The sequence below is a fragment of the Streptomyces sp. NPDC007157 genome, assembly GCF_040634235.1.
Taxonomy (GTDB): Bacteria; Actinomycetota; Actinomycetes; order Streptomycetales; family Streptomycetaceae; genus Streptomyces.
The window spans coordinates 18,472-45,100 of record NZ_JBEYFE010000034.1; the positions used below are offsets into that span (position 1 = coordinate 18,472).

The window sequence follows — 26,629 nt, forward strand, 5'->3', positions numbered from 1 at the left end:
TCCAGCTCAGGTGCCCCATCGGGTGTGGTCGGGGCGCCGACATCCCCCTCCCCTTCCGTGAGCTGGACCAGCTGGCGCAGCAGCTGATGGGCCCGGGCACCTGGTCGAAGCCGTCGGCGATGCCGATAAACGCCTACCTCGCACTGAGGGCACCTTCCAGGCGGTCCGCACCCTGCTGCATCGATGATCAAATCGTCATCGACGACCGCGACCTGCCGCACCGTGAGGTGCAGGCCGGGGAAGAGGACATCCTCAAGCGTTTCCGTCTTCATGACGGGGGGATCCCCTGGCGGAACGGTCCTGCAATCCGGTGGTCACTGCCAGCCGGCCGCCCTGATCACGGGTGCGGCCATATCAGTTGCGGAGCCTGCACCGAAATCGCCGATGAAGTCGTTGGCTCCCTGCCGTAGTCGTCATGGAAGCGCGGGAAACAACCGAACCGAGACCTGTAGGTGGCCAGTCGGGCGGGGGCTTACCGGTGTGGGGCATTGAGACTTGCACGCATGGCGGCCTGGAGGTCCTTGCGGGCTTGGTGAAACCGTTCCAGCCCTTCGAGGTACTCCGACGACGACAGGGAGAGTCCGGGGTGTGTGTCGAGCAAGTCGCGCCATTGCCGAAGCATTCTGTACGCCTGGTCGGACTTCTCCTGAACCCCCAGCGGGGCTTGTAGGGCGATCCTGTAACGCTGCGTCAGTACCGAGGCGTCGCGAAAGGCATCCAGAGCCGCTTGGTATCGCGCCGCCGTATCGCTCTCCCTCAGGATGATCACGCGCAAGACGGACGAGCTGTCGTTCAGAGAGGCAAGGTAGGTGCTGTAGAGATCCCGAAGGGTGTCGTGCATGCGGTGCGCTTGCTCGCGACGGGATCGTGCGTGGTCAGCGATCAAGGTCGAGCCGATCCCTAGGAGGGCGCCGACGGCAGTGCTGAGCAGTGTCCCCCCAGTCCATGAGCGGCACCGTAGTTCGATCCGCTCACCAGGGAAACGGGACAAATGCAGGCACGGACCTTCCCGACGACGTACAGCCTGCCCGCGCATTGGAGGTGGCCATCACGGAAGCGCGGTCAGCCCCCGCTAGTGGCTCTGGCACGGCTTGCGTGATGGCTTCGTACAGGAGTCGATCCGCACCACGTCGCTGAACAAAGGTTTCATGGATCAGGGCTTCTGAAGATCAGAATTAGGTGCACGGGCCGGCCTGTTCATGCATCCGGCCGTGCTGGGACTGCCGGCCGGAACCGGTGTACTGAAAAGGCGATGTGTGAGGGGAGGGTGCTCACCACGACTCCGACTGCACACCAGCGGCAGACCGCGTGTTCCAGGGATGCATGGTCGGGGGGAGCGACCAGCCCAGCCAGACCAAGCAGCAGCATGCCCAGTCCTGCTTCGTAGCTGATGGCGGACCAGTTGTTGATGCGCCGCCACACCATAAAGTCACGGTTGTGCTGCATCGCCAAACGTCTGGCCCGTGAATCATCGCCCAGAGCTCCACGCCACGCCTCCAGGTCTCCCTTGTTATAGAGGTAGTGACGTGCACGCAGCGCGAGCTGTATCCCATTCAGCAGGCAAGTGGCTGCAATAGTCAGCGCGAGCATAGATGGCCCAGGCCATCGGAATTGCGCACCATCGGCCCCTACCACCCCGATCGTGGCGACCGCGGCACCGGCGAGCAGCGGTGCCGCGACGAACTGGGTCGTTTCGGCGGCGACAGGCGAACCTGGCGTGGCCGGGCTTGACCATGTGACCTTGGGTGGTTCGCCGTCTGACATGGTGGCCCTCCTTGTCCGCTGGACCAGTCCACCAGCAAAATCACCTCGGAGGACCTGCCTGCGGCCTGGGAAGAGGGCAGTGTGACCTCATCTCGTAACAGTTCATCAGAGTTGGCATCCGCCTACAGCCGTACTCATCACGGGAGCGCGGTCACAACCTCACAGTTGGCCATCACAGCCCCCGGCGAAGGTGCTGCCAGCCTCCATGCGTACCTGGGACACGACGTTTGTGTGATCACCACGTGCAGCACGGCGGCCGGGAGGATCGGCTTGAATGTCTTTGCTCTTGCCTCAGCGGATGCGGTGACTTCAAAGTCGTACCTCACGACCTTGGGGGTGGCCGGATGCGACGTACGCGCGCTCGTCGGGTATTGGGTTCCGCTGCGGGCGCGTGCGCCCTGCTCGCCGTGGCGGGCTGTGGTGGCGGCGCAGGAGGGGCTGCTGAGCCGTCACCCCCCGCAACGGCAACGCACTCGTACACCAGCCGGTCCTTTGGGGTGCCTCTCACGATCAGGGTCCCCACCGCGCTGGGAAGCCGTCCGATGTCGGACACCCGCTCCTTGCTGACATGGGTGAATTCCGGCAACAAGGTCCGATTCCTGCTGCCCGAGGTGGTGTACCGGCCAGGTGGCAGCGGAAGCCCCGAGGAGCCGCCCGACACCTACAAGGGCTACATGGCATACCTTCATGAGCAGGCCGGGTACCACGCGAACTGGCGGGACGAGAAGACCACGACCGTCGGCGGCCGGCCCACAACACTGCTGACCGGCAGCACCGATGAGCCGATGGACGGATCATTCGGGTGTCCGACGCCTAAAGCGGACCTGGACAAGGACTGCTTCGGCCTCCAACCTGACTACGACTTCCGCGTGGCCGTCATCGACGTCCCCGGCAGGCCGCTGGTGGCATGGACTCCGATCGACACCACCCAGGTCGTGGATACCGCACCCGCCTTCAAGCGGTTCGAAGGCATGCTCCGGACCCTCACCTTCCGATAGCTCGGCAGGAGTGATCCCGATCGTCGAGGCTCAATCGTCCGACACGACGGGTCGCGAATCGTCTCAGTTAGCCGCTGAGAAAATCGCGGGTCCCCCATGTAGCGTCCCTGGTCAGCCGCCGTTGGGCACCAGGGTGGTGACCAACGCGGTGGCGAAGGGGGACAGAACGCTCAGGATCGTCATCGGGTTTCTCAAAAACCCGGCGTCGACGTGGAGTTGCGCTTCCATCCGCGTCCTGGCAGCGATCAGGTCCTCACCTAGGAGCCCCGAATCGGGCGCGGGCAGTGCCTGCTCAACGAGTGCGAACGCCCGGGTCCGCCAGATAAGTACCAGGGGGAGCAGAATCGCCACTAGGACGGCGGCGACGAAGGCGCCGTACCCCAGGACAAAAGCCGGTGGGAAGTCGTCCGGCTTGACCGCGCCCGAACCGATCAGCGCCAGACGTAAGGCGCCAGTGTTGAAGGCGGACGTCGACACGATCAATGAAAGAGCGAGTCCGCTCCTTTCAATGACCCGCCACACGATCAGGACGTCGGTGACGGCGGCGGCTATGGCCGCGGGATCGGCCGCGCCATCCGGGGACGTCTCCTGACCCGCCGCCTTCTTCGCACTCTCCTGCGCCAGCCAGACGGAGAGCACCCACGGAGCCGCGGCCGCCGCGCCGGCCGCAGTGAGCACACTGATGAGCGCCGGAAAGTGACGGATCGGCACTTCGAAGGAGTTGCCCCGACTGACCCCGCCGAGCATTGTGCTCGCGGCCAGCATGAGAACGGCGTACGACGCGAGCGACGCAAGCCACCACCTTCGCCCTCGCCGCCACGATGCAGGAAACGCCCGGATTGCCGTGATGCCCCGGCCAAGCAGGGCGATCCAGACGACGAACGAGAAGGTTGCCATAGCCGCCCAAAAACGAAAGCCGTGGTCAACGAAGACATCATCGCGCGAGTTGAGCTGTGCGAAAAGAACCAAGCCGTTGAAGACAAGCGCCGCCAGGAGCACGAACACCATGGCGCGTGCCGCCGAAGAAGCCCACCACCTGCGAACATCATCCCTGATCGCCATCATGCCCCCGAAGCTCCGCCGGCTGATCCCTCGATTGTGCTGGCTCGGACAGCGCTGGTGAAGGCTCCGCCTGGACCGGGAAGGCGGCACAGGACCTGCCAGACCATCGGCAGCATCGTGGCGAGGGGACCGCCCTTGATGGGGAATGCGATGCACCACGACCACGACCAGGGCCTGGCTCTCACCCTCGCCGTCCTGCTGCTGACCGGTACCGCTCTGCTGGTCTCCTGCTGGGTCGGCCCGCTCGCTACGTTCACCGCGGTGGCGGTCCTGGTGGTCACCGCCTACGCCGCACCCGGCCTCGCCCGGGGCCTGGCGATCCGCCGCGCGGTCCGCCAGCTGCTGCGCGGTCTGCCCGGAGGGCCGGTGTCCTGTTGCGAGTGCTGATCTTCACGGCATACTCACCGCCATGAGTTCCGCGAACGGCGGTGAGAGGCGGCCGGACCCGACCACGCCGCATGGGTCGGCGCTGCCCTACCTGACTCAGTACGAGGAGGAGGGGGTGTGGGTGGTCGTCGTTCACGGTGCCTTCGACCACGACTCCGTCCCCCTCCTGGCTTCGGCCCTGCAGGACGCGGCTCTCACCCACGCGAGGGTCGTCGTGGACGCAGCCGGGATGACCTTCGCCGACTCCAGCGTCTTGAACGTGCTGCTGAACTTCCATCACGGTCGCCGCCTGCGGGTAGCCCGGCCCGCGCACCAGTTCCACCGGGTGCTGGAGCTCACCGGCGCGGACAAAGTCCTGGACGTCCGGTCGACGGTCCAGGACGCGATTGCCCCCTGAGGCGAGGGCGGCGGGGGATCTGCTGGAGCCTGCGTCCTGGCTGGTCAGGCGACGTCGATGCCCAGCTCGGTGTCCGGCCGGCAGGTGCCGCATAGGCCTACCCCGCCATCGAGGTGGCGTCCAACTATCCGACGGTCGACTACGAAGCCGACGGGGCCACCGACGAAGCCATGGCGCTGGAGAAGGAGTCCCAGTACATCGCCGAGGCGTTCGCTGCTTGGTGGCAGGTCGACGAACCGTCTGTTATCCAGGTCTTTGATCGCGGCGGCAAGTACACCGCCGGTTCCTCCTGCATCCGGCCCGACACGGTCAGGAAGGAGGGGTCCTGCCTCTGACCTCTCCCGCAATGACGGCCATCAGGCGGCCGGCAGCACCTTCAACAGGGGCTCCTTCGCCTCCACGCGCTTGCGAGCCTCCCTGCAAGTTCCGTCAGAGCAGGGGAGGCTCGCGGCTTTCAGGGCGTCACAGATTGGCAGCGCTGCAACGAAGTCCTCCACGCCCGCGACACAAACAACACCGTCGACCTCTACGTCGTCAGCGACATCAAGGTCGACACCCACACCGACCCCTACACCGCCACCGGTGACACCGTCACCCAATACCACGACTGGGAACCCGCCGAAGAAGACCTACGCCCCCGCAAATACGAATACCGGCTCCCCACACAGCACAACTGACAGCCACGAAGCCGAGAAGGCGATACGGCACGCTCGACACCCCACTCGATCCGCCCCTGGTTTCGGAACGTAACCCTAACTACCCACAGTCCGCCGCTCCGTGAGCTGACACGGATGACGGCAAAGCTGGCGCAAGGGGTCGGCGCCCGTGCGGGCAGCCTGCGGCCCCTCTGCCCAAGTGAGCGTCATACTCCTGCTCGACCACGACCTTGACGTATCAGCGACAGCAGCCAGCCGGAGCGCACCTACCGCACGGCTAGGAGCATTGGCAGACTTTGGGGCTTCATCCGGTCCGCCGAGGAGCACACCGAAGCTGTCACGCGCACGAACCCAGCTGGCCGTGACGGATGATGCGGAGGGGGCTCGACCAATCTGACGCGTGCTGGTCTCCGACCGCTCGGACCCTGAAGCAGTGGTAGCGAGCCGGGTCGAGGCCGGACCAGGTGAATTGGCTAGTATTCGCTGACTGGCTCACGGTCTGTTGGGTGGTGGTATCTCTGATTTCATAACCGGTTTCACTGATGGCGTTGTCGCGCCACGTCACGACAATAGTCTTTCCTTTGTCGCAGGGAACTCTAGGGATGCATCGAATAGGGAGTTCTTTGGCGTGGACGTCAGTAGGGGTCGCAGGTCGGTCCACGATGTTGTGACTCACCGTCACATCAGCACCAGCTTCATCCTGGGACTGGAACTCGTTACTATACTTTCCCAAAGTCGCCGACCGGCTCTCGCCCGGAGGGATCAGTTTGTTCCACTTGGTCCCCACCCCTTCAAGGTCATCGTTGTGACAAGTCGACTCTTCATACAGGTCCAGCCGCGCGGATACAGCGATTTTGTCCGAGCTGAGGAGGTTCACCGAAACAATCAACTCGCCCCTGGTCTCGCCGCCTGCGCACTCCACTACTTTAAAATTCGCCCTAGGGTCATCGTGGGTAAGAATAAGGGGCGGCTGTGTATCGAACTTTTGGACCTTAGTTTTGAACCCACGGAGGAGGCCGAGATCGGCTACCACGCTTAGGTTTCCGCTGATGGTCACGGTGTGAGTGGTGCGTGCCGCAGCGGGTTCCGTCATTCCTATGAACGGAATTGGAGCCAGCAGAATTGCAGCCGCGATGAGATGTCCAGGTTTCATCTTCGAACCTCGCGGATCTTGACCTGGCTTGATCGAGTGTCACTTTTCTGGCGAGAGACATTCCACTCAGCCCTACTGCAACTAGTGTCCCACCGTGTCAAATTTGGCGCATCTCGGAGGATCCGGTGCCAAGCAGAACTGCACCGTTAGTTGAGTCGACGGAAAACCCACCGGAAGCGTCTACCGCGGTCACGGCAGCCGGTTCCCATTCGCCGTCGACCAGCCACGCACACGACATTGCAGTATGCAGATCTATGGGCAGCATGACCGAGGACTACGCGCACTCGGGCGATGCAATCTTCTGGCCGGCTGGTACTGAGAAGCCGCGCAGAGAATCGGCGAGGTACCCCGCAAAGTTCAGGCAGTTACCTGGGTTGCGCATATTGAGCAGCGACCCTGAGTCGGGGGTGTGGTGTGAGCCAAAAAATTATCCCGCTCCGGAATTGACGTATTCCCGATCGGCGGGGCGGGGGTGCGCTGTAATCCCAGAATCTAAAGGCTGTGCCGCATTGACCGGGGCAGCCTCAGGGTGGTGAGGGTGGGGCCGTACTCTTCGTCGGGGTTCGGGTGGTTGCCCTCGGCTCGCGCCGATAGGGCCCCGTGCGGACTTGATTGCCGGTACGTCTTGTGGAGGTCGGGGCAACTGTGTGGATTGAGCTTGTCGAGGGCCTTCCTGGGCCTGCGGTCTTCCCGTGCCCAGCGTCGGAGTCGGCGCTACTCCGCTGCGCCTCGTCCCTCGGGCATCCGCTGCCCACTGACCTGGTCGCACTGCTCCGCGAAAGCGACGGCATCGAGGGCGAGTACGGGGCCGGGCTGATCTGGTCGGCCGAGCGGATCGCCTCCGAGAACCGGACCCTTCGCGAGGACAGTGAACTCGCCACGCTGTACATGCCATTCGATCCGCTGCTCTTCTTCGCGGACGCCGGCAACGGCGATCTGTTCGCGCTCCTGCCCGGCCTGCAGCGGCCTGACGTCTTCGCCTGGAACCACGAGGACGACAGCCGCACCTGGGTGGCACCGAGCCTGGCCAAGTACCTCGAATGGTGGCTGACGGGGCAGATCAAGCTGTGACTGTCGACATGTGACACCTCGGCTCATCAAGCCCTGGAGGTCACGATGACATGATCTTGGCGTGACTGGTGTGATCACGGCGGCACAGCCGTCCTGGATAGGCCCGTTCACGGGGCTGAGCCCGCGCTGCTTCGGCAAGCTGGTGACCGCCCTGCGCCGCGAGGGAGCGGACACAGTCCGCCGGGGCCGGCCGTGGGGCCTGGCCCTGGAAGACCGTGTCCTCCTGGTCGCGGCCTATTGGCGGACGAACTTGACGCTGCGCCAGCTCGCGCCGCTGTTCGGGATCTCAAAGTCTGCTGCCGATCGCATCATCGACCGCCTCGCACCGCTACTCGCCCTGCGGCCGCGCCGACGGTTCTGCAAGGACACCGTGCTCATCGTGGACGGCACCTTGGTCCCCACACGTGACCACGCGGTGGCCGAGCAGTCGAAAAACTACCGCTACTCCACCAACCACCAAGTCGTCATCGATGCCGATACACGGCTGATCGTCGCAGTTGGACGGCCCCTGCCTGGCAACCGCAACGACTGCAAGGCGTGGGAGTCGTCCGGAGCGAAGGCCGCCGTTGGCAGCACCACGGTGATCGCTGACTCACCCGGCAACATGGCGTACCCCGGCATCACGCCCGCGTCTGGACCGCAGGCAGCACATGACCTCTTCGGCCCCCATGTCGCCTACGGTTTCGGCAAATCGGTCAGGCGACTGAGCAGGTAGCCTCGCCAGCCCACCAATCCGCAGGCGGAAGTCCTCTACCCCGATGCCGTACCGACCCAGCACCTGCGGCACATCTATGTCGGTCCGGTACAGGATGAGCAGTTCATCGACTCAGAGGCCCGGAGGATGTGGGAGATCTCCCAAGGCCGCCCAGCGTCCACCTTCGCCTACCCCGATCTGCTTCGCTGGAGCCCCCCGGGCAACGCTCGACCTCGTCGGCCGAACGGAAGCCGGGCCGGCCTAGCCGGCTTGGGCCGGCTCAGAGCAAGCACACCTACGCCTGGTCCTGAGGCCACGTACGTGTGGGGAACCCTTCCCTTCGGACAGGGTGTCCTCGTTCGGGCCCGCGAAGACCTCAAGCCTCTGGCTCCGTACCTGCTACCGCCGGAACGGCGTTATCTATGCAATCGACGGGCGGAGGACGTGATGAGCGACCGACCTGCCCTCTTCGGAGCGGTCAACACACCGCTACGGCAGGCACCGGCGACGGCAGACCGCGTAGACCAGCCACGCCAGAGTCCAAGCCTCGAAGAGACTGTCAGGCAGCTAGGACAGCAGGGCTTCCCACCGGAAGAGGTGGGACGGATCCTGCTCGACCTGCTCAGCAGTGGTCGTTACGGCGTAGAAAGAGGTGCCGCTTTCGTGGGACTGCTTTCGCAGGCACGAACTACTGGCAGCCGATAGGAAACCTGGCTCGCAGTCCGAAGATCGCGCCCAACGATACTGTCGCGAAGCGGCTGGATTGAGGACGAGAGTACGAAGGACCATGGATGCCTGAACGCAACATCGACTTCGGCAAGTTCGGTGCGCGCGGCATCAAGGGCCACGAAGCCGTCGCGCGGCAGCTGGACGCCCTCGCCGGGTACGTCGCCACCCCGATCACGGCCCGCCGCGGCCTGCTCGCCCGCCTGCACTACCTCACCCGCACCGACCGCGCCCGCGCCGCCGCACGGGAAGCCGGCCTGACCGCTACGCCCCGCACCATCCGGGCCTGGCTCGCCGGCACCCGCTCCCCGTCCCGCGCGAACCTCGCCGCGATCGAGCAGGCCTACCGCGCGGTGCGACGCGAGAACATCGCCCGCTATCTCCTCGCCCGCCTCAACCGGGACGGCCGCGGCACCCGCGTGGAGTTCCACCCCCTCAACCAGTCCCAGGTCACCCGGCCCCAACTGCGGGCCGTGGAGTTCCGGACGCTGAACGTACGACGGTGGGACCGGATCGTGGCCGCGTGGGCCGCCGACGATGACGACGCTCTCGACAACGCCTGGGTGGACGACGCGGTCGTCGACCTCGGCTCCCAGTGGGGCCAGTACGAGTACGTCACCAACATTGGATTCGCCGCATGACCGTGTGGTCGGACGGCACATCCGTGAGACCCGCAGGTCAGGTGAATGCGGACCCGGTGTAGTCCCAGAAAATGCCCACTCGCTGAGACAGACGCTTGATCGACGGGCTGTGCCACGCTGAGACAGCGCAGGTCAGCGAAGCGCCATGGGCCAGGGGCGGCGAGACCCTACAGCGGTTGGGTTTTGGCATACTCGATCGGGCAGCAGCAGGAAAGCAAGTGGTCGACTTCGGTCGCCCGACGAAGAAGAGGCGTAGCCGCTCTTCAACGGTGCAGCATCACAGTAGGCTTCACACACGCTTTCGGCCGTGAAGAGCGCGCCCGTGAATCCAAGATGATGGCAGCTCACGACGCTGACTTCGGAGAAGCATTATTCCTGACTGTGAAGAGCGATAACTGAACCCTGTTCGGTATCCACCCTTCCCTGACCGCTGACCAGGTCGTGGATGCTGCTCTCTTCCCTCCCCGACTATTGGTGTGGCCTTTACGTCCCCCATTGGTTTTCCCACCGAAATGATACGTCCACTTTTTGCGTCATGAACGACGTAAACTCTAACCTTTGCCATCCTGCTTCACATCCCTTCGGTATGAAGTGGGATTTTCTCTGCCTCCAGATGCTCGGATCAGAGGCTGCTGTTACAGAGACTCTACTATCGCGAGTACGTGGACGTCGCAGGAGTTGAAAGGGGCGTTGTTCTGGATGTGGATCTTATAGGCTTTCGTGCCGTCTACATGCTCGAACGACTCGCCTTGTGTGAGGGTTGCGTGCCCCAGGGGATTGAGTGTGCCCGATCCGGGAAATACTGCGATGCTGAAAGTCACAGCTTCGTTGGCCCCGAACCCGTGAAAGAACCAACTGATCGACGAGTTCGCTGCTATTGAATTCCAGAGCATGTCTTGAACTGGCATTATTCCTCCAGTGGTTGAGGAAATCTCCCCGGCGCCGCACGAGGCAGCGATTAGCCGCAAATCCGCGAAACTCCGGCCTGAGATTGGCCTGTATGTGTCCGGCCATGAGTAATGCGCAACCGACAGGAATCCGGGGCAGCATCTGCTGCGACACGCGATATCAGGGAAAGTGGCCGGCCCCCACAACATCTAGTCCGGCTGCCAGCGCGTCGATGGTCGACTGTGGCACGTCATCCATGCTTTGAACAGCGCCGGTAGAGGGCAGCCCGTTAGCGACCTGAAACGCATTCAGGGCGCCTACGGTGCCGGGACCGATGACACCGTCGAGGCCGTTGGGGTCGTGACCGAGAATTTCCAGGGCCGTCTGTACTCCGATCATCAGGTTGAGCGGTACAGGGAAGTTCCGGGAACGCATATTGGCGTCGAGCTTGAGGCCGGGATCATAGACGAGCTGGCTGAAATCGCCGGGCGGGGGAGCCGCCATCCACCCCGCGAGTGTGAAGAGAAGCCCGTTGCGGACATTGCGCGGAATCACACCTGGGTTCCCTGCCTCCTTCATTCTGCATTCGCGCGCCATCGTCAACCAATCGCCGGAATTTGCGGCTTTCTGGAACTTTGGGAAGCTGAAGAGCGGCCCCATGGCCCAGGTCATACTGAACAGCCCGAGTTGGCCGTCCGCAGGCCAGTCGTCCAGATCAGCGAAAGGAGGCCGCGTCTTGAGAGTAGTCTCGTTACCTGCCAGCTTCTTCTTGCATAGGTTATCGATGTCCTGATCGGATATCCGCAGCCGAGTGATCGCCTTCTTCTGCGCGATGGAGCTAAGTGCAGTGCCGCTGAACTTGACCTTCGTATATTCGACGGAGATCTCTGAATCGGAGACTTGTACGAGGGAATTCTTGTCGAACCAGCTGAGTGCGAAAATTTCGGCCAGCGGAACCGGGTTGCTCCCGAAATGATCCGCGTTGTCGGCGTCGAGCAAATTCCCTACCCCGGTGGACACCAGGCTCTTGACATCCAGATACATGAAGTTCAGACGACCTTCCAGTGGTTCACTGAACGGCATGAAAGCGGCTTTTACGCTCGGGTGCATGATTTCTTCCTCTCCTCTAATTGGTGACCTAGCGCGTCGTCAAGGGCATTCAGAGGAGAATCCGCATGTTCTCGTGTCGGCAGGGCTGGCGGTAGACGCGGTTGTCATTTTGCCGGCGACGTCTCTTGCGGCACAGGGCCTGTCCGTCTCTCGGTGGAGCCGGGATCTCCCTGCTGCTTTTCTTCTCGAGATGCCATTACTACCTTCGGCCGTGGCCGTTGTTCCGACGTTGACCGGAGCGTGAAGAGAACGTTGCTGCCTCGTCTCGGGCGCGTGAGCCGTTGGCCTGCCGGCGCGGCCGGTAGGGCGCAGAAACCGGCGCCTGCCTCGCCGTACTACTCTGCGGCCCGTACCGATCCCGTTGGAGGCAGGGGAGACCTTGCATCAGGTCTGTCATCAGCGGCGACGGGCTAACGCCCAGTTCTCGCTGAAGGTAGGCCTCATAGCGCTGATAACACCGGACCGCACTGGCCTGGTTGCCTTCGGAAAGATGGATCTCAAGGATGATGCGGTGGGCGGTCTCTCTAACCGGATCGATCGCGGAGGCCACCAGAGCAGCCTGAAGGGCGGGCAGGTACCTCTGGGCGGACAGAAACCGCTGCGCTAGGCCCTCAAGGGCGTACAAGCGCATTTGGTTCCAGCGTTCACGATCCAGGCCCAGCCAGTCGTCAGGCCAGGCCGGCAGCAACTCCCGAGCAAGTTCTTCTATGAGCGTCTCACTGCCGGCGTACGGCGGCGCCAATCCGTCGACGATCTGCTGGGCCGAATTGCGTATCCACAACACGTCGACCCGGACCGCCGGAGACAGCCGCAGTCGCTGCCCAACGCAGTCGATCAGAGGGACGCGGCAGGCGCGGCGCGCCTGGCACAGTGCCGAGCGCAGGTTGGCCGAGGCACGGGGGGACGAACAGTCGGGCCACAGCTGCTCCGCCGCCGCCCGGCGGTGGACCCCTTCAGGGTTAAGGCCGAGGAGGGCCAGCAACCGCTGTGCCCCAAGAGGTACGGGCACGCTGCTACCGCCGGAGATGAGCTCGAAGGCATTCAGCAGTTCGAGCGATACCTCGTTCGGCGATTCGTTCCCAAACACATCCACCACTGTGCCGTTGGCATGTGACAAGCGCATCCCGTTGGTCTGTTCATCGCCGCAGGTGGCAGCGTGGCAGCCTGCTTCCGCCATTCCTTTCGGCACCCCCATCGGCCCCACTTCCTGCGACGACGACGTGCCGCCGATGTACAGGCAACGCTTACTCAACGCTTGTCACACCATCCGGCCGACGTCGTCCGAACAGGGGCAGCGGATGCTCGTGGGTGGCAGTCTCTGAGCCTTCCTCCCAACTGGAAGGCCGTGGACCGAGGTTCGTTCAACATAGAAGCACCTCGACCGCGCCCCCTGCGATTCATTCGAAAAGAATGACGCATGGCCGGGAGTAACCACAGAAAGGGAACGCGCATGGTCGCCACAGCCCCAGCACGAGTAGCCACGTCAGCAGACGCAGACTACGAGTCATACCAGACCGTCGTTCAACTCGTGAGCAAGGGAATCTCGAAGGGGATCCTTGATGCCCTGGGAGAGCTCAAGGACCCGACCTCCTTCACCCACGCAGTCACGAGGATGGCGGACGAACACGGCGCCAAACTCGATGCCGCCGCGACGGACCTCTACAACGGATTCTGGACGTTGGCCAACGGCCTCTCCGCAGAGCTCAACTGGGAGAGCAGCGCGGGAGTTCCTGTCCGCTCTACTGTGATCGCGGATTCCCTCAAGCCTGTCCAGCAGCCTGTCTCAACTGATGGCATTCATCCAAGGTTCGGCATCGGATTCGAAGCCTTCGGGTGCGGCATCCATCTTGGGTGGTGATTGAGTGTCAGCGCCGCGTCCACCGTCCTCACTGAAACCCCCAAGGCTCCGGCGAGCGTCGGCGGACAGGCGGTAATGCGAGACCTACCGCCGCGCGAGGAGGCCGCCTCCGTAATGCGAGGCGGCCTTGCCTCCTCCGCGCCTTGCTGTGGAGCCATGAAGTCCACGACCGCTGGAGCCAAGGGGCTCTTTCTGCATACGACCGCTCGTCAAATTCCCGTCGGACTACTTCGTTGCCTACCTCATATGGGTCGATACTGCTCCCAGATAAGGAACGCGAATGGTCGTCATGGCCGCAGTATCTGAAATCGCAACAAAAGGTGCTGACTATGAGGCGTATCAGACTGTTGTCCAACTCGTGAGCAAGGGAATCTCGAAGGGGATTCTCGATGCCCTGGGAGATCTCGAGGATCCGACCTCCTTCACCCACGCAGTCACGAGGATGACGGACGAACACGGCACGAAACTCGATGCCGCCCCGACGGACCTCTACAACGGGTTCTGGGCTTTGGCTAAAGGCTTGTCCATGAATCTCAGCTGGAAAAGCAGTGCAGGATTTCCTGTCCGCTCTGCCGTGATTGCGAGCTCCCTTAAGGCGGGCCACACTTTCGGGCTGTGCTTGCGCTTTACATGGTGATACTCCAGCAGCGCATGGACGTTTGCCCTGTTCAAGGCTGGTTTGGGTGAGTGTAGTGGGCTGGTTGCTGGCCCATACGACCCCTGCGGCCGGCCACCAGACGACTTGGCGGACCTCTCGTCCGCGTACACCAGCTCACAGACCGGCGTAGGACCTCCATCCTGAATGGCACAGGCTGGTCCCGAGCTGACCCGCTCGGCGATGCCGTGGTGTCACACGCTGTCTCGCGTCTGGAGGCTCCGATGAACGACCAGCCGGCCCCCGCCGACGGAGCCGTCCGGCAGCAGCTGGAACCCGCGGCCGCCGACGCCGTCCGCGCGTACGCGGCCCGAACCCGCGAACAGGCCGACCAGTTCGCCGCTGTCCTGGAAGACATCGCCGAAATCGGCCTGCCCCCGGTCGAGGACTGCACGCCCTGGGAAGACCTGCGCGAAGCGCACCTCGCCCGACTCGCCGCGCAGCGGCCGGCCGTCGCCTGATGACCCAGGGACACGGACCCCGCCGCGCCCGGATCGCCTTCTTCGACTCAGCCGCCAAACAGCTGGAGAACCTCACCAGAGAGGCAGACATCCACGCCCTGGACCGCGCCCTGGTCGTCATCTCCGCCGACCCCGAGATCGGCGCACCGATCCCCGGTGACACCGCCGGCCCCCAACTGCGCCAGTACACCGACGACGTCGAAGCCGTCCGCATCCTCTACTACGTCACCACGCTGCGCACCGTGGTCGTCGTCGCTTACATCGAAGTCTGATCCACAGTGTTGCCGCCGCCGGAGGTGTACGCGCAGCCAGGCCGCTGGTCAGGGACCTGATGTCGTCATGGCGCCCGGTATCCCGTTCGGCGTGGTGGAGGGCTGGGCAGCCGAGCTGGGCGAGGGCGCCGCAGGTGTTGCTTCTCGGGCCGGAGCCGGGGCCGGGGCCGGGGCCGGACCGGAGCTGGCCCCGGCATATCCCTGATCTGGACTCCTCCGCTCGCGCGGAGCCGACTACTTGTGCACCTCGTGCAGCGTGACGTCCGCCGGGGCACCTCCGCTCGCGCGGAGCCGGCGCCCGGTCCACACAGCCCTGGACGTCCTCCATCGGGGCACCTCCGTTCGCGCGGAGCCGGCGCCCGGTCCATCTCGGCGGCGACCGGCGCCAGCGGGACACCTCCGCTCGTGCGGAGCCGAATCGAGTCCGCCGCCCCCCTTACACTGATTGTGGATCACCGACAACCGGATCAGCCCCCAAGCCTTCCGCGGCCTCGACCTTCCCCGCAGCATCGTCGCCATTGACACCGTCGGCGGCCGCGAGGACAGCGACGAAGTCGGCCTCATTGGCGCCGGCCGCGACGCCGCTGGCGAGATGTACATCCTGGCCGACCAGTCGAAGAAGATGGGCGCAGCCGAGTGGGGCCGCGCAGCCTGCCTCCTGGCCATCGAACTTCACGCGGACGCCTTCGTCGTCGAAGCGACGTTCGGCGGCGACATGGCCGCCCAGATCCTCCGCCAAGCCTGTACCGAACTCCAGTGTGAGGGCTCCACCAAGGGGATGCTGATGCCCCGGATCATCGAAGTCACCGCCAAGGTCGGCAAGCCTGAGAGCCGAACCGGTCGCCCAGCTGTACTAGAACGGCCAGTCCGCCATGTGGGCGAGTTCCCAGGCCCCGAGGTCCAGTACGTCTCATGGATCCCCGGCATGGACAACCCCGACCGCCCAGTCAACCTGCGCATACTCTTCGGGCCGGATCTCCGGGGGGCCAGGTCGGTACCTGTCCACGCAGGACATGAACCTCGCAGTGGCCTTCACAATGCCAACGAGCTGCTTTGCTAACGGCGACGTACCGCCACACCGTGCCGTCGTAGTCCTTGTCCTCGTCGGCGTCGGCGTCGGCGTCGGCGTCGTCGCGGTCGAGGTCGACCTCGACGCCGGCCGGCTCCAGGGCGCCGCGGACGCGGTCGCGGAGCGGTCCGGTCAGGTAGTTGTGGTGGAGGTCGAGCTTCTTGAGGTGGGTGAGCGGCGCCCCGTCCAGCAGCGCGGCGGCGCCCTGGTCGGTGAGGACGCCCATCGACGGCGCCCCGACCGGTCTCGGCTGCACTGGCTCGAACACCCCGAACTCCGAGCCACAGAGCTACGCCTCGCGGCAGACCTCGGCGTCATCGTCGGCACCCGCCTACCCGCCGGCTGAGAGCAGCCGCATCGCCGAACGCGACGACGTCCTGGTACGCACGCCCTGCCGCCCCAGCCGTCGCGGTCGCCCGTGCACGACGTCACCGCAGGGGGCTTCTAGCCCAGGGCGGGGTAGTCGCCGGCGGCAAGGTCCTCCATGAGGCTCGGGTGGATGGGCTCCCAGCCGAACTGCTTCCGGGTCAGCGCACCCGAGGACGGCATGTCGAGCGCGAACAAGCGGCCAATGGGGCCGAAGCTGTCAGGGGATGCCGACTCGACCGGGACCGCGAGCACGCCGCCGACCGCCTCGGCCAGGGATCGCATGGTGTCGCCCTCGTCGGCCACCGCGTGCAGGACGGTGCCGGGCGCAGCGTCCTCGAGCGCGATGCGGAACAGCTTGGCGGCGTCGAGCCGGTTGACCGCCGGCCAGCGCTGTGTGCCGTCGCCGACGTATGCCGACACGCCGGTCTTCTGCGCGGCGGCGATGAGCACCGAGCAGAAGCCGTATTGCGACGCGCGCTGATGCACGGAGCGCGGCAGCCGTACGACGGAGGAGCGGACGCCCTGGTCGGCCAGGGTCAGCACCATCTGTGAATTGAGGCCACGGCCGCCGACGGGTCCGTCGGTGGTGTCGGGGTCCTCCTCGGTGGAGATGTGGCCCGGCATCATCGGCGTGAGGCCGGCATGCACGAACGGCTTGCCGCTGCCTGCGAGGGCGGCCGCGAAGGTTTGCAGGGCCCGTGTTTCCGCGTCGATGCACGGCCCCAAGTTGCTCCAGTCGTTCCCGAAGGCCAGGTTGATGACGCCCTCTGTCCGGGCGACGCCGGCGCGAAGGCTGTCCAGATCGCTGAGGTCGCCGCGAAGCGGTGTCCCGCTGGCAGCGGAGACGGCCGCGGCCGCGGCATCGGAACGGACGAGGCCGAGGACCTCGTGACCGGCAGCGATGAGTTCGGGAACGACAACTGAGCCGATGCTGCCGTTGGCACCTGTGACGAACACGCGCATGGAAGGCTCCAGATGACTGCTGCGATGCCGCGTCGGTGAACGAACCGTCGGCCGGGCCGCTCGGGCCGGCGACGCTCGCCACGGTGATTCCCCCACTGAGGCGACCGCGTCCTATAAGTCCGGCATATTATTCTAACGGTGGATACGTATTGTTATGTAGCGTTGCCCATTGTGCCCCCGCCGCTCTGCTGAGCGGCGGAAGCAAGCCCTGACAGCGTCCCGATATGGTGCCGGGCACCGGAAGCGGCCTGTCAGGACACCGGGCAGCTGACGCTCGCGGATGACGTGGCCGACCTCGCGTACTGCGGCGCGGCGATGGCTGTCCGCGGCCTCACCGCATGCGGATGACCGTCTTTCCGCCGACCTTCCGGGCCGGGTTGAAGGCAGCGACGGCGTCGTCGAGGTCCGCGACCTGGCCGATATGCGTCCGCAGACGGCCCTCCCGTACCCGCCGGGCGATCTCGCCCAGCTGGGCGCGGTCGGAGACGACCACGAAGTCGACCGTCAGGCCGTCGGCGGGTCGCACCTCCGGCGGGCCGGTGACGGTCACGAATGTTCCTCCACCTCGCACCAGCCGGGCCGAGCGAGCTCCGATGTCGCCGCCGAACACGTCGAAGACGAAGTCGACTGCGCCGACGTCTTCCAGCGTGTCGCTGTCCAGGTCCACGAACTCGTGTGCGCCGAAGTCGAGTGCGCTCGGGCGGTGGGCGGCGCGTCCGGTGCCGATGACGTACGCGCCGGCCTCTCGCGCGAGCTGAGCTGCCATCGATCCGACCGCTCCCGCGGCGCCGTGCACGAGCACGCTCTGCCCCACCGCGAGGTGCCCATGCTCGAACAGTCCCTGCCAGGCCGTCAGGCCCGTCATCGCGGCGCTCGCGCCGACCGTGAAGTCGATGTCCCCGGGCAGCGGCGCGAGGTTGCGCGCCTCGACGACGACGTACTGCGCCAGGGTGCCGTCACGGGTCCAGTCCGTGAGGCCGAACACGCGCTGCCCCACCGACAGTCCTGCCGTTCCATAGCCGAGAGAGCTGACCACGCCTGCCACCTCGTGTCCGGGGATCGAGGGCGTGCGATCCCGGCCGAGGCGATCGACCCAGGTCGAGGGCCACTCCAGTTCGTCCCCGGTGAATCCCGACGCATGCACTTCGACGACGACGTCGCCGTAGTTCGCGCCGTCAAGGCCGGCGAGGCGCGCCGTATCCGGCCCGGGCCGTTCCGTCAGCGTCATCCCCGCAGTTCCGGCGGCGGGGTCCGTGACCACGATCGCTTTCATCTGTGGTTCCTCCTTCTCCACAAGCTCTGTTCGCCCCCGCCCCCGCCCCCGCCCGCTGCAGGCAGTGGTGGGGAGGCCGCTCGCCTCGCCGGTCCCATGCGGTCTCGCCGCTCGTGCCCCGTGCGCACTGCGGCCCGGCACCGGGATCGGCCGGTGCCTGGGCGCGTCAGGCCAGAATGAGCACGACCTTCCTGCCTCCGGCCCGTCCGGCAACCACCCGGGTGAACGCGGCCGGTCCCTCGCTGAGCGGCAGGGGTTCCGGTGCGAGTTCCAGGGTTCCCGCCGCGGCTTGCCCGGCCAGCTGCGCGAGCTGCGCGCCGTTGGGCTCGATGTAGAGGTCCCAACTCGTGATGCCTCGTTCCTCCGGCGGCGCGTCGGAGGTCAGGGAGCACAGCCGGCCGCCGTCACGCACCAGGGGCAGGGCCTGGACCGCCGTGCCGGCGGCGATGACGAGGGCGGCGTCGAACCCGCCGCGTACCTCGGTCGACCAGTGCGGGTCGTGGTAGTCGACGACGTCCTTCGCTCCCAGCCCGAGCAGGCGCTCCGCGGCGGCGGGAGACGCGGTCGCGGTCACCTCGATGCCCCGGGCCGCGGCGAGCTGGACGGCCAGGGCGCCGGTGCCCCCGCCCCCGTTGGTGATCAGGAGCCGCTGTCCTCGGCCGAGGTCGAGCTTCTCCAGAGCCTGCAGCGCGGTGAGCCCGTTGACCGGCAGCGCCGCGGCGTGTGCGGCGTCCAGGGCCGGTGGGCAGGCCGCCGCGTGATCCGCGTTGACCAGGACCCGCTCGGCCCAGAAGCCGCTCCCCCCGGGCAGCGGGGCTTCATGCGCGAGCACCCGGTCGCCCACCGCGAACCGGCTGACACCCGCGCCGACGGCCAGCACCTTGCCTGCGCCCTCCACTCCCAGCGCGGCCGGGAGGCGCAGCCCCACGTCCCAGCGGGCGTCGATTTCCAGTTCGTCCCACGGTCCGACCCCGGCGGCCTCGACCGCGACCAGGATCTGGCCCGGCTCGGGGGATGACGGTTCGGGCAGTTCCAGCAGGGCGACTTCCGTCTCCGCTCCGGACACACCGCACGCCTTCATAGTGGATCGTCGTCCTTTCACTCGGTCCGGCCGACCAGGGGTGGCGGCCGGAAACCCAAATCCGGCGGCGGTGTCGAAGGGGGACATTCCGCACGCCTTCACAGTAGATCTTCGTCTTCGTGCTCGGTTCGACCGACCTGTTCCAGATCCGTGGCTGCCCGAGGGTGGCCCGACGCTCGTCGGCGCCTACCAAGGCCGGCCCCGTGCCAAGTCGTTCGACGGCCCCGCGGGGGGCGACGGCCGGTCAGACGAACGTGAACAGCTGGTCGGTTTCGAAGCGGGAGATCGGGCTGTGGTAGACCTTCGCGGGGTCGGGGTAGCCGAGGGCCAGCAGCACGGTCGTGGTGTGTCCGGTTTCGCGGATCTTGAACGCCTTGTCGACGCTGGTGGGGTCGAATCCTTCGAGGGGCATGGCTTCGACGCCGAGCTCAGCGGCCGCCATCATGGTCAGACCCATCGCGAGGTAGGTCTGCTTCTCCATCCAGTGGTTCAGGTCCTTGTAGCCGTAGTTGCGCAGGTTGAGGAAGTCGCGGGTCATGAATTCCCACCGTGCCTGCTTCGCCGGGTCGGGGAACCGGCCGTCGGACCGCTCCTTGTCGAACACGGCCTGGAGGTGGCCTTCGGGAAGGTCCGCCCTCGTGGTGAGGATGATGGTGTGCGAGGCGTTCAGGATCTTCTCGCTGTTGTCCTGGAACCGTTCGCCGAGGTTGGCCGCCAGGCGCTCCTTGCCTTCGGTCGTGGCGAGGACGTAGAAGTGGTTGGGCTGCACGTTCGTCGAGGACGGCGTCGAACGCAGGAAGCCGAGCAGTTCCTGGAGCGTCGCGTCGGGGATCGTCTTGCTGGGGTCGAAGTACCTGGTGAGGTGCTTGTTCATGAGCTTGCCGAGGTCCATGTCATCCTGCCTTCGCGTTGTGTGATCACGAGACGAAGAGTCCGTGATTCGTGCTGATCGGGTCAGTTCCTGCTGCGGGTGAGCAGTTCGCCGACGCGGGCGAAGTCCATGCCTGTCGTCGCCGAGGCGAGGTCGCCCGCGAGAAGGGCCTTCGCGGCTTCCTCGACCGCCCCCATCGCGTGGGCGTAGAGCATCGGACCCAAGCTGATGCGCTTGACCCCGGCCCGCTGCAGTTCGGCGACGGTGAGCACCTCGTCTGCCGGGGACACCAGGACGTTGACCGGAGTCGGGGCGACCGCGGTGACGATCGCGACGAGCGCGTCGAGGTCGGGTGGGAACGGCGCGTAGACCACATCTGCGCCCACCTCGGCGAAGGCCGTCAGACGCCGGATGGTGTCGTCGAGATCGGGGCGCCCCTGGATGAAGTTGTCGGTGCGGCCGGTGACGACGATGCGTCCCTTCGACGCGGCGACGGCGCTGCGCACCCGACGGACCGCTTCGTCGAAGTCACGGATCGGCATGGCAGGATCGCCCGAGGTGTCCTCCACACCGATGCCGGCCAGGCCGGACTCCACGGCGGCCTCGACGGTCATGGCGACGTCTTCGGGCGTGTCGCCGTATCCGTCCTCGAAGTCTCCGTTGACGGGCAGTCCTGTGAGGCGGCCGAGCAGCCGCGCATGCTCAAGGTGCTCCTCGCGGGTGACCTCGTGCCGCCCGTCGAGGCGGCCGAGCGTGGCGGCGATCGCCGCGGACGAGGTCGCGACCGCCTCGAACCCGGCATCGGCCAGCATCAGCGCCGAGAGGCCGTCCCAGGCGTTGGGCATGACGAGGCCACCGTCGCGGGTGTGCAGCGCCATGAACCCCTCGTAGAGTTCGGAGCCCGGCATGTCGAGCCTTCCTGAATGATCGTTGACTCAGTGGGGGGGGGGGTGCCAGCGGCCGCACGGCGCTTTCTGACGCCGCGTCGGCCTCGACAGGCGAGATGAAGCGAGCCACGCACGACTTCCGCGCAGGGTCGGCGGCTCCGGGCGCGGGTTCACTGGCGCACGGTCGTACCGGCCGAGTCGGCGGCGGGGATGTCGAGGTCGGTCCGGTTGACGTTGTTGATGAAGTTGGTGAGCAGGAACTGCACCGCGACCGCGACGACGGCCAGGATCTGAGCGTCGGTGTATCCGGCGCCCCGTACCTCCGCGAGGTCGGTGTCGCTGACCTGTCCACGGCTCTCGACCACCTGCTGGGCGAAGCGGGCGGCCGCGGCACGCCGGGGATCGATCGAGCTCCCGACCCGGCCAAGCTCGATGTCGTCGCGGGACATGCCGCCGAATTCGGTGGCGACGTAGGTGTGCATCGCAAGGCAGTAGCCGCAGTCGTTGGCCTGCGAAACGGCCAGGGCGATGCTGTGCCGCGTCCTCGCGTCGAGCACCCGGCTCAAAGTGCCCTGCAGAGTCGTGACGACCTCGAGAACCGCCGGGTTCGACGAGAGGGTCTTGAACATGTTCGGGACGAAGCCCAGCTGCGCACCAATGGTGCCGAGTATCTGCTGCGCGCCGGCAGGCACATCCTCTGGAGCGGGAACGTTCAGTCGTGACACGGTGAATCGACCTCAGATCGGGGTGTGAACAGTCGTCGAGCCCAAGCCGGACTCGCTGTGCTTCGGAGCTCCACCGCAGGCTCTTCCTGCGCCCGCCACGACCTCGACGGTCGCGTCGCTTGCGCCCGGTGGCCTCCGTTGAGGGCGGTGACTCCTCCGGTGCCGGGTTCCGGATCTCTCCACCACCTCGAGCACCTCACAGAAAGGACTATACAGACCAGAATCTTGTACGCAACCCCTCTCCCGGAAGGGAAGCGTCCACCAGGTCGTCTCTGCGTGGGTCGAGCCAAGGCTCGACTCTTAAATGTGCAGGTCAAAGCCGCAGGTGAAGCCTTATGGCGAGCGACTTCGCCGGTCGGAGCGCGAGAGATCGGACGACCTCGCACCAGCCCCGCACGGCTCGCTCCGATTTTTTAGTGGACTATTTAGTCCATCTGTGGGTAAGACTCAGTGGGAACGACGACAAGGCCTGCCGGCTCCGCATGCACCTCGATCCCGCCTCCGTCCCCAAGGAGGTACGACCCCGGGCGCCGGGGTGCCGCAGCGGGCGGACACGGACCTGGGCGATGCCGGCCAGGTCCGGCCCTTGCCCACAGGCCGCGACGCGATCGCCACCCGCGTGAAGAATCACAAGGGCGTCATCTCCAACCGGTCGGCCTTTATGGTCGTATTGGTGTCACAACCGATCCACCTGGAGAACGAGGGCGCCACGCTTGCCATGCACCGAACGGCCGAGCAGTACGAGTGAGTAACGTGCCTGAGGGAGACACCGTGTCCGCAACCAGCGATGTCCGCCGCACGCCCCGCGGCCTGGAGACCCGCTCGCGCATCGTCGACTCGGCAGCCAAGCTGTTCTACGTGAGGGGCGTCACCGCCACCACGCTCGATGACGTCCGGCTGGCGAGCGGAACGAGCAAGTCGCAGCTGTACAACCACTTCGAGGACAAACGCGCGCTGATCCACGCCGTGATCGACGTGCAGTCGAGGTTCGTCCTCGCCCGCGAGGAGCAGCACCTGCGCGGCGTGCGGACCCTCGCCGGTCTGCGCCGCTGGCGTGACGCCCTGGTCCAGGCCAACTCGTTGCAGGACGGCTCGTACGGGTGCGCGCTGGGTGCGATGTCGATCGAGCTGTCCGACAACGACGAGCAGTCCCGGCAAGCGCTCAACGCGTCGTTCGACGCCTGGCAGCGGATGCTCGTCGAGACACTGACCCGGCTCCGTGCCCTCGGCGTACTCTCCGAGAACGCCGACCCACAGCGCCTGGGCACCGGCCTGCTCGCGGCCCTGCAGGGAGGTTACGTGCTTGCGCAGAACGCTCACAGCTCCGAGCCGATGGCCGTCGCCCTGGACATGGCGCTGGACCACATCGCGTCCTTCGCCCGCACCTGAACCCGCTGCGCGGTTCGAGGCGTGCGCCTGTCTCCGCCGCCACACGTTTCGAGCGGCTGGTCCCGGCACGGCCTTGCCCGGCGCACGGACACATCGAGTCCCATGCGAGTCACCTCTCACAAAAAAGGACCTTGAGGTCCCTTTTTGATCCTGCTAGCGTACGCAGCGGTAATCTGGCCCATGTGGCGGAACAGACGCGCGACAGAAACGACTCCCGGCTGACCGAGCGCGGGCGGGCAACTCGGGAGCGCATTCTGAGGGCTGCCGCCGACATGATGTACGTCAGGGGCGTATCTGCCACGACCCTCGACGAGGTCAGGGCAGCCAGCGGAACGAGCAAATCCCAGCTCTACCGCCACTACCCCGACAAGGATGCACTAGTGCGGGACGTCGTCGCATTGCAGGCCACCGAACTGCTCAAACGCCAGCACCAGCTACTCCAGCGGCTCAACTCCCTCCGCGGGCTGGAGCGCTGGCGGGACGTGCTGATCGAACACAACGCGCTCCGGAAGGGGGCGTACGGCTGCCCGCTCGGATCCCTCGCCAGCGAGCTGGCCGACCAGGACGAAGAGGCACGCGAGGCGCTCGCCCGGCACTTCGGCACCTGGGAGGGACTGCTCAAGGCCGGGCTCGAGCGAATGAAGGACTCGGGAGTCCTCAGGGCCGACGCAGACGCCGAAGAGCTGGCCACCGGCCTGATGGCCGCCCTGCAGGGGGGCTACCTCCTCGCCCAGACGGTCCAGGACGTCAAGCCCATGCGGATCGCCCTGGACATGGCGATCGGCCACGTCAAGGCCTACGCCGCGCCCGCCGAGGGCGCTTCGCCGACGGAAGACCCTTCAGGGCGCTGAGCCGTCCACGGCAGGAGCGGCACCGAGAAGTCCCGACGCCGCACCACGGACGGTCGTGTCGCCGTCTCCGGTGCCGGCACCTCCGCCGCGTCCCGGCAGCCACAGGGTGTCCGGACGGGGTTCGGCGACAGGAGGGACGTCCGCCCGCACAGTCCGACGCAGTCCGTTCTGCGCCCGTGCGCCGCCCAGCCTTCAGTCAAAAGCGGAGTACCACTCGACAACAGAGGACTATTTAGTCCCGAAAAACGGTCGACTTGCGGTACGTTTGGAGAGGGCGGCCTCCTGTGGCCACGCACGTCGAATCGCTGCGTGAGCGGAGCGACTGCTCCGTGAACCCGGTCGGCGGGAGCTGCCTGCGGCAGAGCCGACGGGACGTTCTGGACCTGAACAGATTCCAGGAAGCCGGCTGCCGTCACCGCGGCCGCCGTGCGGGCACCGCTGTTCGTGCGGCGACGAGGAAGACACCACCTTGGCCCCGGCCGGCCGGTCGGGGTACTCGACGAACGAGGAGTTGACCACCATGGACGGACAGGAGCTGCAGGAGATCGCGGGCGCCAGCACCGCTGACCTGCCCGGCGCCGACCTGGAGCACCGCATCGGCCCCGACTGGGACCTCTACAAGGTCGGCGGCAAGGTATTCATGCTGATGACCGAGATGCCGGGGCATCCTGTCGTGATCCTGAAGGCCGACCCGGACGACGCCGCGGCCCTGCGGGAGCGGCACAAGGACATCACCCCCGGCTATCACATGGACAAGAGGCACTGGATCACGGTGGAGGGCGGGGGCACCGTGGACGAGGAGCTGGTGAGGGAGCTCGTGACCGACTCCTACCGTCTCGTGGTCCGCGGCCTTCCCAGGTCCGAGCAACCCGTGGATCCGCAGACCTTCGGCCGCCGGGCCTGACCGTCGTCATGCCCGTCGAGTCTCCTGATGCCCGCAGTGCCGCCGACCCAGCGCGGCTGCGACAGGCCATCGAGAGTGATGTGATCCGAGCCGAGGGGGGTGTGCGCCGCGCGCTCGCCGCCGCCGTACGCGAGGCTGCCCGCAGCGGCCGCCTGACGCCCGGGACGCGGCTGCCCTCCTCCCGTCGGCTCGCCGACGACCTCGGGCTTGCCCGCAACACCGTGGCCAACGCCTATGGCGACCTCGTCGCCGAGGGATGGCTCACCGCCCGCGGAGGGTCGGGCACACTCGTGACAGACTCGATGATCACTCGGCCGGCCCCGGGCCGATCAGCTGCCGAACCGTCCGGTGACACGTGCTACGACCTGATCCCGGGCAGCCCCGACCTCACCGCGTTTCCTCGTGCAGCCTGGCTGAAGGCCACACGCCGGGCCCTGGCCGCGGCTCCCGACGCCGCGTTCGGCTACGGCGACCCCCGCGGCCGGCCGGAGCTACGGGCCGCACTCGCCGATCATCTGGCAGGAGCCCGGGGCGTGTACACGAGTCCGGAACACATACTGATCTGCGCTGGTGTCTCGCACGGTCTGCGGATCCTGAGCGAGGTCCTGGCCGGCCGGCGGGCACGGAGTGTCGCCGTCGAGTCCTACGGGCCGGACAGGCACCGTGGCCTGCTGGCAGCCGTGGGGCTGGAGACGCTCCCGCTTTCCTTCGACCCGCACGGAACCGACCCGGTCCCGCCTCAGGGCGCCGATGCGGTCCTGCTCACGCCGGCTCACCAGTTCCCTCTGGGCACGACACTGCAGCGCGATCGCCGGACCGCTGTCGTGGACTGGGCCAGACGGACAGGCGGCCTGGTCCTGGACGATGACTACGATGGTGAGTTCCAGTTCGACCACCGGTCCGTCGGAGCGCTCCAGGCACTCGCTCCGGACTCCGTGGTCTATCTGGGTACCGCCAGCAAAACCCTTGTGCCCGGCCTGCGCCTGGCCTGGATGGCGCTGCCGCCCGCGCTGGCCGAGGAAGCCGTGGCGGCAAAGGGACAGATCGACACGTGCGAGGTGCTGAGCCAGCTCACGATGGCGGAGTTCATCACCTCCGGCGCCTACGGCCGTCACGTACGTGCTGCGCGTCGGCGCTACCGCCATCGGCGGGAGTCTCTCGTCGCCGCCCTGGCCCAGCACGCTCCCCATGTGCACGTCACAGGAACAGCAGCCGGCCTGCACACGGTTCTCGGTCTGCCGCCCGGGTCCGAACAGCAGGTCGTTCAATCGGCGACCCGGCGCGGGCTCAAAGTGGCCGGCCTGTCTCGATACCGCCACGCGCAGTCCCCGCACGTCATGGGCGACGCCCTCGTCGTCGGCTACGGAACACCCTCCGACGCCGCGTGGCCTCAGGCACTCTCCGCGCTCATGGGGATCCTTTCCTGACGCGTGGTGGCGGCCGCCTTGCCCGGC

The 26,629-nt window shown here is 66.2% G+C and carries 28 protein-coding genes and 3 pseudogenes; 17 read left to right on the forward strand and 14 right to left on the reverse strand.

The genetic code is table 11. From position 1 onward, the window contains the following. Positions 1-41: 41 nt before the first annotated feature. Positions 42-137, forward strand: a pseudogene (locus ABZ642_RS40325) (Hsp20/alpha crystallin family protein); the annotation flags it as partial. Between the two features lie 335 nt (positions 138-472). Here the strand turns inward: ABZ642_RS40325 and ABZ642_RS40330 are convergent. Both ABZ642_RS40330 and ABZ642_RS40335 read right to left on the reverse strand, forming a co-directional pair. Continuing rightward, positions 473-841 (reverse strand): hypothetical protein, encoded by a 369-nt coding sequence (locus tag ABZ642_RS40330; protein ID WP_360494631.1) that lies wholly within the window; start codon positions 839-841, stop codon positions 473-475. Between the two features lie 356 nt (positions 842-1,197). Next, a complete protein-coding gene (locus ABZ642_RS40335) occupies positions 1,198-1,764 on the reverse strand; it encodes a hypothetical protein (protein ID WP_360494634.1) in 567 nt (188 codons plus the stop codon). Between the two features lie 542 nt (positions 1,765-2,306). On the opposite strand from ABZ642_RS40335, the gene ABZ642_RS40340 reads away from it, so the two are divergent. After that, positions 2,307-2,762: a hypothetical protein gene (locus ABZ642_RS40340; protein ID WP_360494637.1), complete on the forward strand. Its 456-nt coding sequence runs from the start codon at positions 2,307-2,309 to the stop codon at positions 2,760-2,762. Positions 2,763-2,873: 111 nt separating this feature from the next. On the opposite strand, the gene ABZ642_RS40345 is transcribed toward ABZ642_RS40340, so the two are convergent. Further along, entirely contained in the window at positions 2,874-3,827 is a 954-nt protein-coding gene (locus ABZ642_RS40345; RefSeq protein ID WP_360494640.1) for a hypothetical protein, read from the reverse strand. A gap of 135 nt (positions 3,828-3,962) precedes the next feature. On the opposite strand from ABZ642_RS40345, the gene ABZ642_RS40350 reads away from it, so the two are divergent. The 3 genes from ABZ642_RS40350 (at position 3,963) to ABZ642_RS40360 (ending at position 4,943) form a co-directional block, all read left to right on the forward strand. Then, positions 3,963-4,211: a hypothetical protein gene (locus tag ABZ642_RS40350; RefSeq protein WP_360494642.1), complete on the forward strand. Its 249-nt coding sequence runs from the start codon at positions 3,963-3,965 to the stop codon at positions 4,209-4,211. A gap of 22 nt (positions 4,212-4,233) precedes the next feature. Further along, a complete protein-coding gene (locus ABZ642_RS40355) occupies positions 4,234-4,608 on the forward strand; it encodes an STAS domain-containing protein (RefSeq protein ID WP_360494644.1) in 375 nt (124 codons plus the stop codon). Between the two features lie 113 nt (positions 4,609-4,721). Further along, the gene (locus ABZ642_RS40360) at positions 4,722-4,943 is read left to right on the forward strand and encodes a hypothetical protein (RefSeq protein WP_360494647.1); all 222 of its coding nucleotides are present in this window, start codon (positions 4,722-4,724) and stop codon (positions 4,941-4,943) included. A gap of 21 nt (positions 4,944-4,964) precedes the next feature. Here ABZ642_RS40360 and ABZ642_RS40365 read toward each other — a convergent pair whose 3' ends face one another. After that, on the reverse strand, positions 4,965-5,168 hold the full coding sequence (locus ABZ642_RS40365; RefSeq protein WP_360494650.1) for a hypothetical protein: 204 nt from the start codon (positions 5,166-5,168) through the stop codon (positions 4,965-4,967). A gap of 1,894 nt (positions 5,169-7,062) precedes the next feature. On the opposite strand from ABZ642_RS40365, the gene ABZ642_RS40370 reads away from it, so the two are divergent. The 3 genes and pseudogenes from ABZ642_RS40370 (at position 7,063) to ABZ642_RS40380 (ending at position 9,549) form a co-directional block, all read left to right on the forward strand. Beyond that, positions 7,063-7,488 (forward strand): SMI1/KNR4 family protein, encoded by a 426-nt coding sequence (locus ABZ642_RS40370; RefSeq protein WP_360494653.1) that lies wholly within the window; start codon positions 7,063-7,065, stop codon positions 7,486-7,488. Between the two features lie 61 nt (positions 7,489-7,549). Further along, positions 7,550-8,080, forward strand: a pseudogene (locus ABZ642_RS40375) (transposase family protein); the annotation flags it as partial. Positions 8,081-8,973: 893 nt separating this feature from the next. Continuing rightward, a complete protein-coding gene (locus ABZ642_RS40380; RefSeq protein ID WP_360494656.1) occupies positions 8,974-9,549 on the forward strand; it encodes a transcriptional regulator in 576 nt (191 codons plus the stop codon). A gap of 1,068 nt (positions 9,550-10,617) precedes the next feature. Here ABZ642_RS40380 and ABZ642_RS40385 read toward each other — a convergent pair. Continuing rightward, positions 10,618-11,547, reverse strand: coding sequence for a peptidoglycan-binding domain-containing protein (locus tag ABZ642_RS40385; RefSeq protein ID WP_360494659.1), 930 nt, complete (start codon positions 11,545-11,547; stop codon positions 10,618-10,620). Positions 11,548-11,746: 199 nt separating this feature from the next. After that, complete coding sequence (locus ABZ642_RS40390; RefSeq protein WP_360494661.1) at positions 11,747-12,799, reverse strand: BTAD domain-containing putative transcriptional regulator; 1,053 nt, start codon at positions 12,797-12,799, stop codon at positions 11,747-11,749. A gap of 198 nt (positions 12,800-12,997) precedes the next feature. On the opposite strand from ABZ642_RS40390, the gene ABZ642_RS40395 reads away from it, so the two are divergent. The 4 genes from ABZ642_RS40395 (at position 12,998) to ABZ642_RS40410 (ending at position 14,793) form a co-directional block, all read left to right on the forward strand. Further along, a complete protein-coding gene (locus ABZ642_RS40395; protein ID WP_360494664.1) occupies positions 12,998-13,405 on the forward strand; it encodes a hypothetical protein in 408 nt (135 codons plus the stop codon). Between the two features lie 280 nt (positions 13,406-13,685). Continuing rightward, positions 13,686-14,042, forward strand: a complete 357-nt coding sequence (locus tag ABZ642_RS40400) for a hypothetical protein (RefSeq protein WP_360494667.1) — start codon at positions 13,686-13,688, stop codon at positions 14,040-14,042. Between the two features lie 242 nt (positions 14,043-14,284). Then, on the forward strand, positions 14,285-14,521 hold the full coding sequence (locus ABZ642_RS40405) for a hypothetical protein (RefSeq protein WP_360494670.1): 237 nt from the start codon (positions 14,285-14,287) through the stop codon (positions 14,519-14,521). Then, on the forward strand, positions 14,521-14,793 hold the full coding sequence (locus ABZ642_RS40410) for a hypothetical protein (RefSeq protein ID WP_360494672.1): 273 nt from the start codon (positions 14,521-14,523) through the stop codon (positions 14,791-14,793). Before ABZ642_RS40405 ends, ABZ642_RS40410 begins: the two co-directional genes overlap by 1 nt. 436 nt (positions 14,794-15,229) lie before the next feature. On the opposite strand, the gene ABZ642_RS40415 is transcribed toward ABZ642_RS40410, so the two are convergent. The 8 genes and pseudogenes from ABZ642_RS40415 to ABZ642_RS40450 form a co-directional block, all read right to left on the reverse strand. Next, entirely contained in the window at positions 15,230-15,532 is a 303-nt protein-coding gene (locus tag ABZ642_RS40415; RefSeq protein ID WP_360494675.1) for a hypothetical protein, read from the reverse strand. 313 nt (positions 15,533-15,845) lie between these two features. Beyond that, positions 15,846-16,091: pseudogene (locus ABZ642_RS40420) on the reverse strand (leucine-rich repeat domain-containing protein); the annotation flags it as partial. 215 nt (positions 16,092-16,306) lie between these two features. Further along, positions 16,307-17,194, reverse strand: coding sequence for an SDR family oxidoreductase (locus ABZ642_RS40425; RefSeq protein ID WP_360494678.1), 888 nt, complete (start codon positions 17,192-17,194; stop codon positions 16,307-16,309). A 331-nt stretch (positions 17,195-17,525) separates the two neighbouring features. Then, a complete protein-coding gene (locus tag ABZ642_RS40430; protein WP_360494680.1) occupies positions 17,526-18,467 on the reverse strand; it encodes an NADP-dependent oxidoreductase in 942 nt (313 codons plus the stop codon). Between the two features lie 166 nt (positions 18,468-18,633). Continuing rightward, positions 18,634-19,533 (reverse strand): NADP-dependent oxidoreductase, encoded by a 900-nt coding sequence (locus tag ABZ642_RS40435; RefSeq protein WP_360494683.1) that lies wholly within the window; start codon positions 19,531-19,533, stop codon positions 18,634-18,636. A gap of 259 nt (positions 19,534-19,792) precedes the next feature. Next, a complete protein-coding gene (locus ABZ642_RS40440; protein WP_360494686.1) occupies positions 19,793-20,440 on the reverse strand; it encodes a nitroreductase family protein in 648 nt (215 codons plus the stop codon). A gap of 62 nt (positions 20,441-20,502) precedes the next feature. Beyond that, positions 20,503-21,327 carry an isocitrate lyase/phosphoenolpyruvate mutase family protein gene (locus ABZ642_RS40445; protein WP_360494689.1) on the reverse strand — a complete coding sequence of 275 codons (825 nt, stop codon included), beginning with the start codon at positions 21,325-21,327 and terminating at the stop codon, positions 20,503-20,505. Between the two features lie 149 nt (positions 21,328-21,476). Continuing rightward, complete coding sequence (locus ABZ642_RS40450; RefSeq protein ID WP_360494692.1) at positions 21,477-21,935, reverse strand: carboxymuconolactone decarboxylase family protein; 459 nt, start codon at positions 21,933-21,935, stop codon at positions 21,477-21,479. Between the two features lie 631 nt (positions 21,936-22,566). On the opposite strand from ABZ642_RS40450, the gene ABZ642_RS40455 reads away from it, so the two are divergent. From ABZ642_RS40455 to ABZ642_RS40475, 5 genes are all read left to right on the forward strand, one after another. Beyond that, on the forward strand, positions 22,567-22,779 hold the full coding sequence (locus tag ABZ642_RS40455) for a hypothetical protein (RefSeq protein ID WP_360494695.1): 213 nt from the start codon (positions 22,567-22,569) through the stop codon (positions 22,777-22,779). A gap of 23 nt (positions 22,780-22,802) precedes the next feature. Then, positions 22,803-23,420, forward strand: coding sequence for a TetR/AcrR family transcriptional regulator (locus ABZ642_RS40460; protein ID WP_360494698.1), 618 nt, complete (start codon positions 22,803-22,805; stop codon positions 23,418-23,420). Between the two features lie 182 nt (positions 23,421-23,602). Next, positions 23,603-24,271, forward strand: a complete 669-nt coding sequence (locus ABZ642_RS40465) for a TetR/AcrR family transcriptional regulator (protein WP_360494701.1) — start codon at positions 23,603-23,605, stop codon at positions 24,269-24,271. 520 nt (positions 24,272-24,791) lie between these two features. Beyond that, positions 24,792-25,175: an MmcQ/YjbR family DNA-binding protein gene (locus ABZ642_RS40470; protein WP_360494704.1), complete on the forward strand. Its 384-nt coding sequence runs from the start codon at positions 24,792-24,794 to the stop codon at positions 25,173-25,175. An 80-nt stretch (positions 25,176-25,255) separates the two neighbouring features. Beyond that, complete coding sequence (locus ABZ642_RS40475; RefSeq protein WP_360494707.1) at positions 25,256-26,602, forward strand: PLP-dependent aminotransferase family protein; 1,347 nt, start codon at positions 25,256-25,258, stop codon at positions 26,600-26,602. Positions 26,603-26,629: the final 27 nt, after the last annotated feature.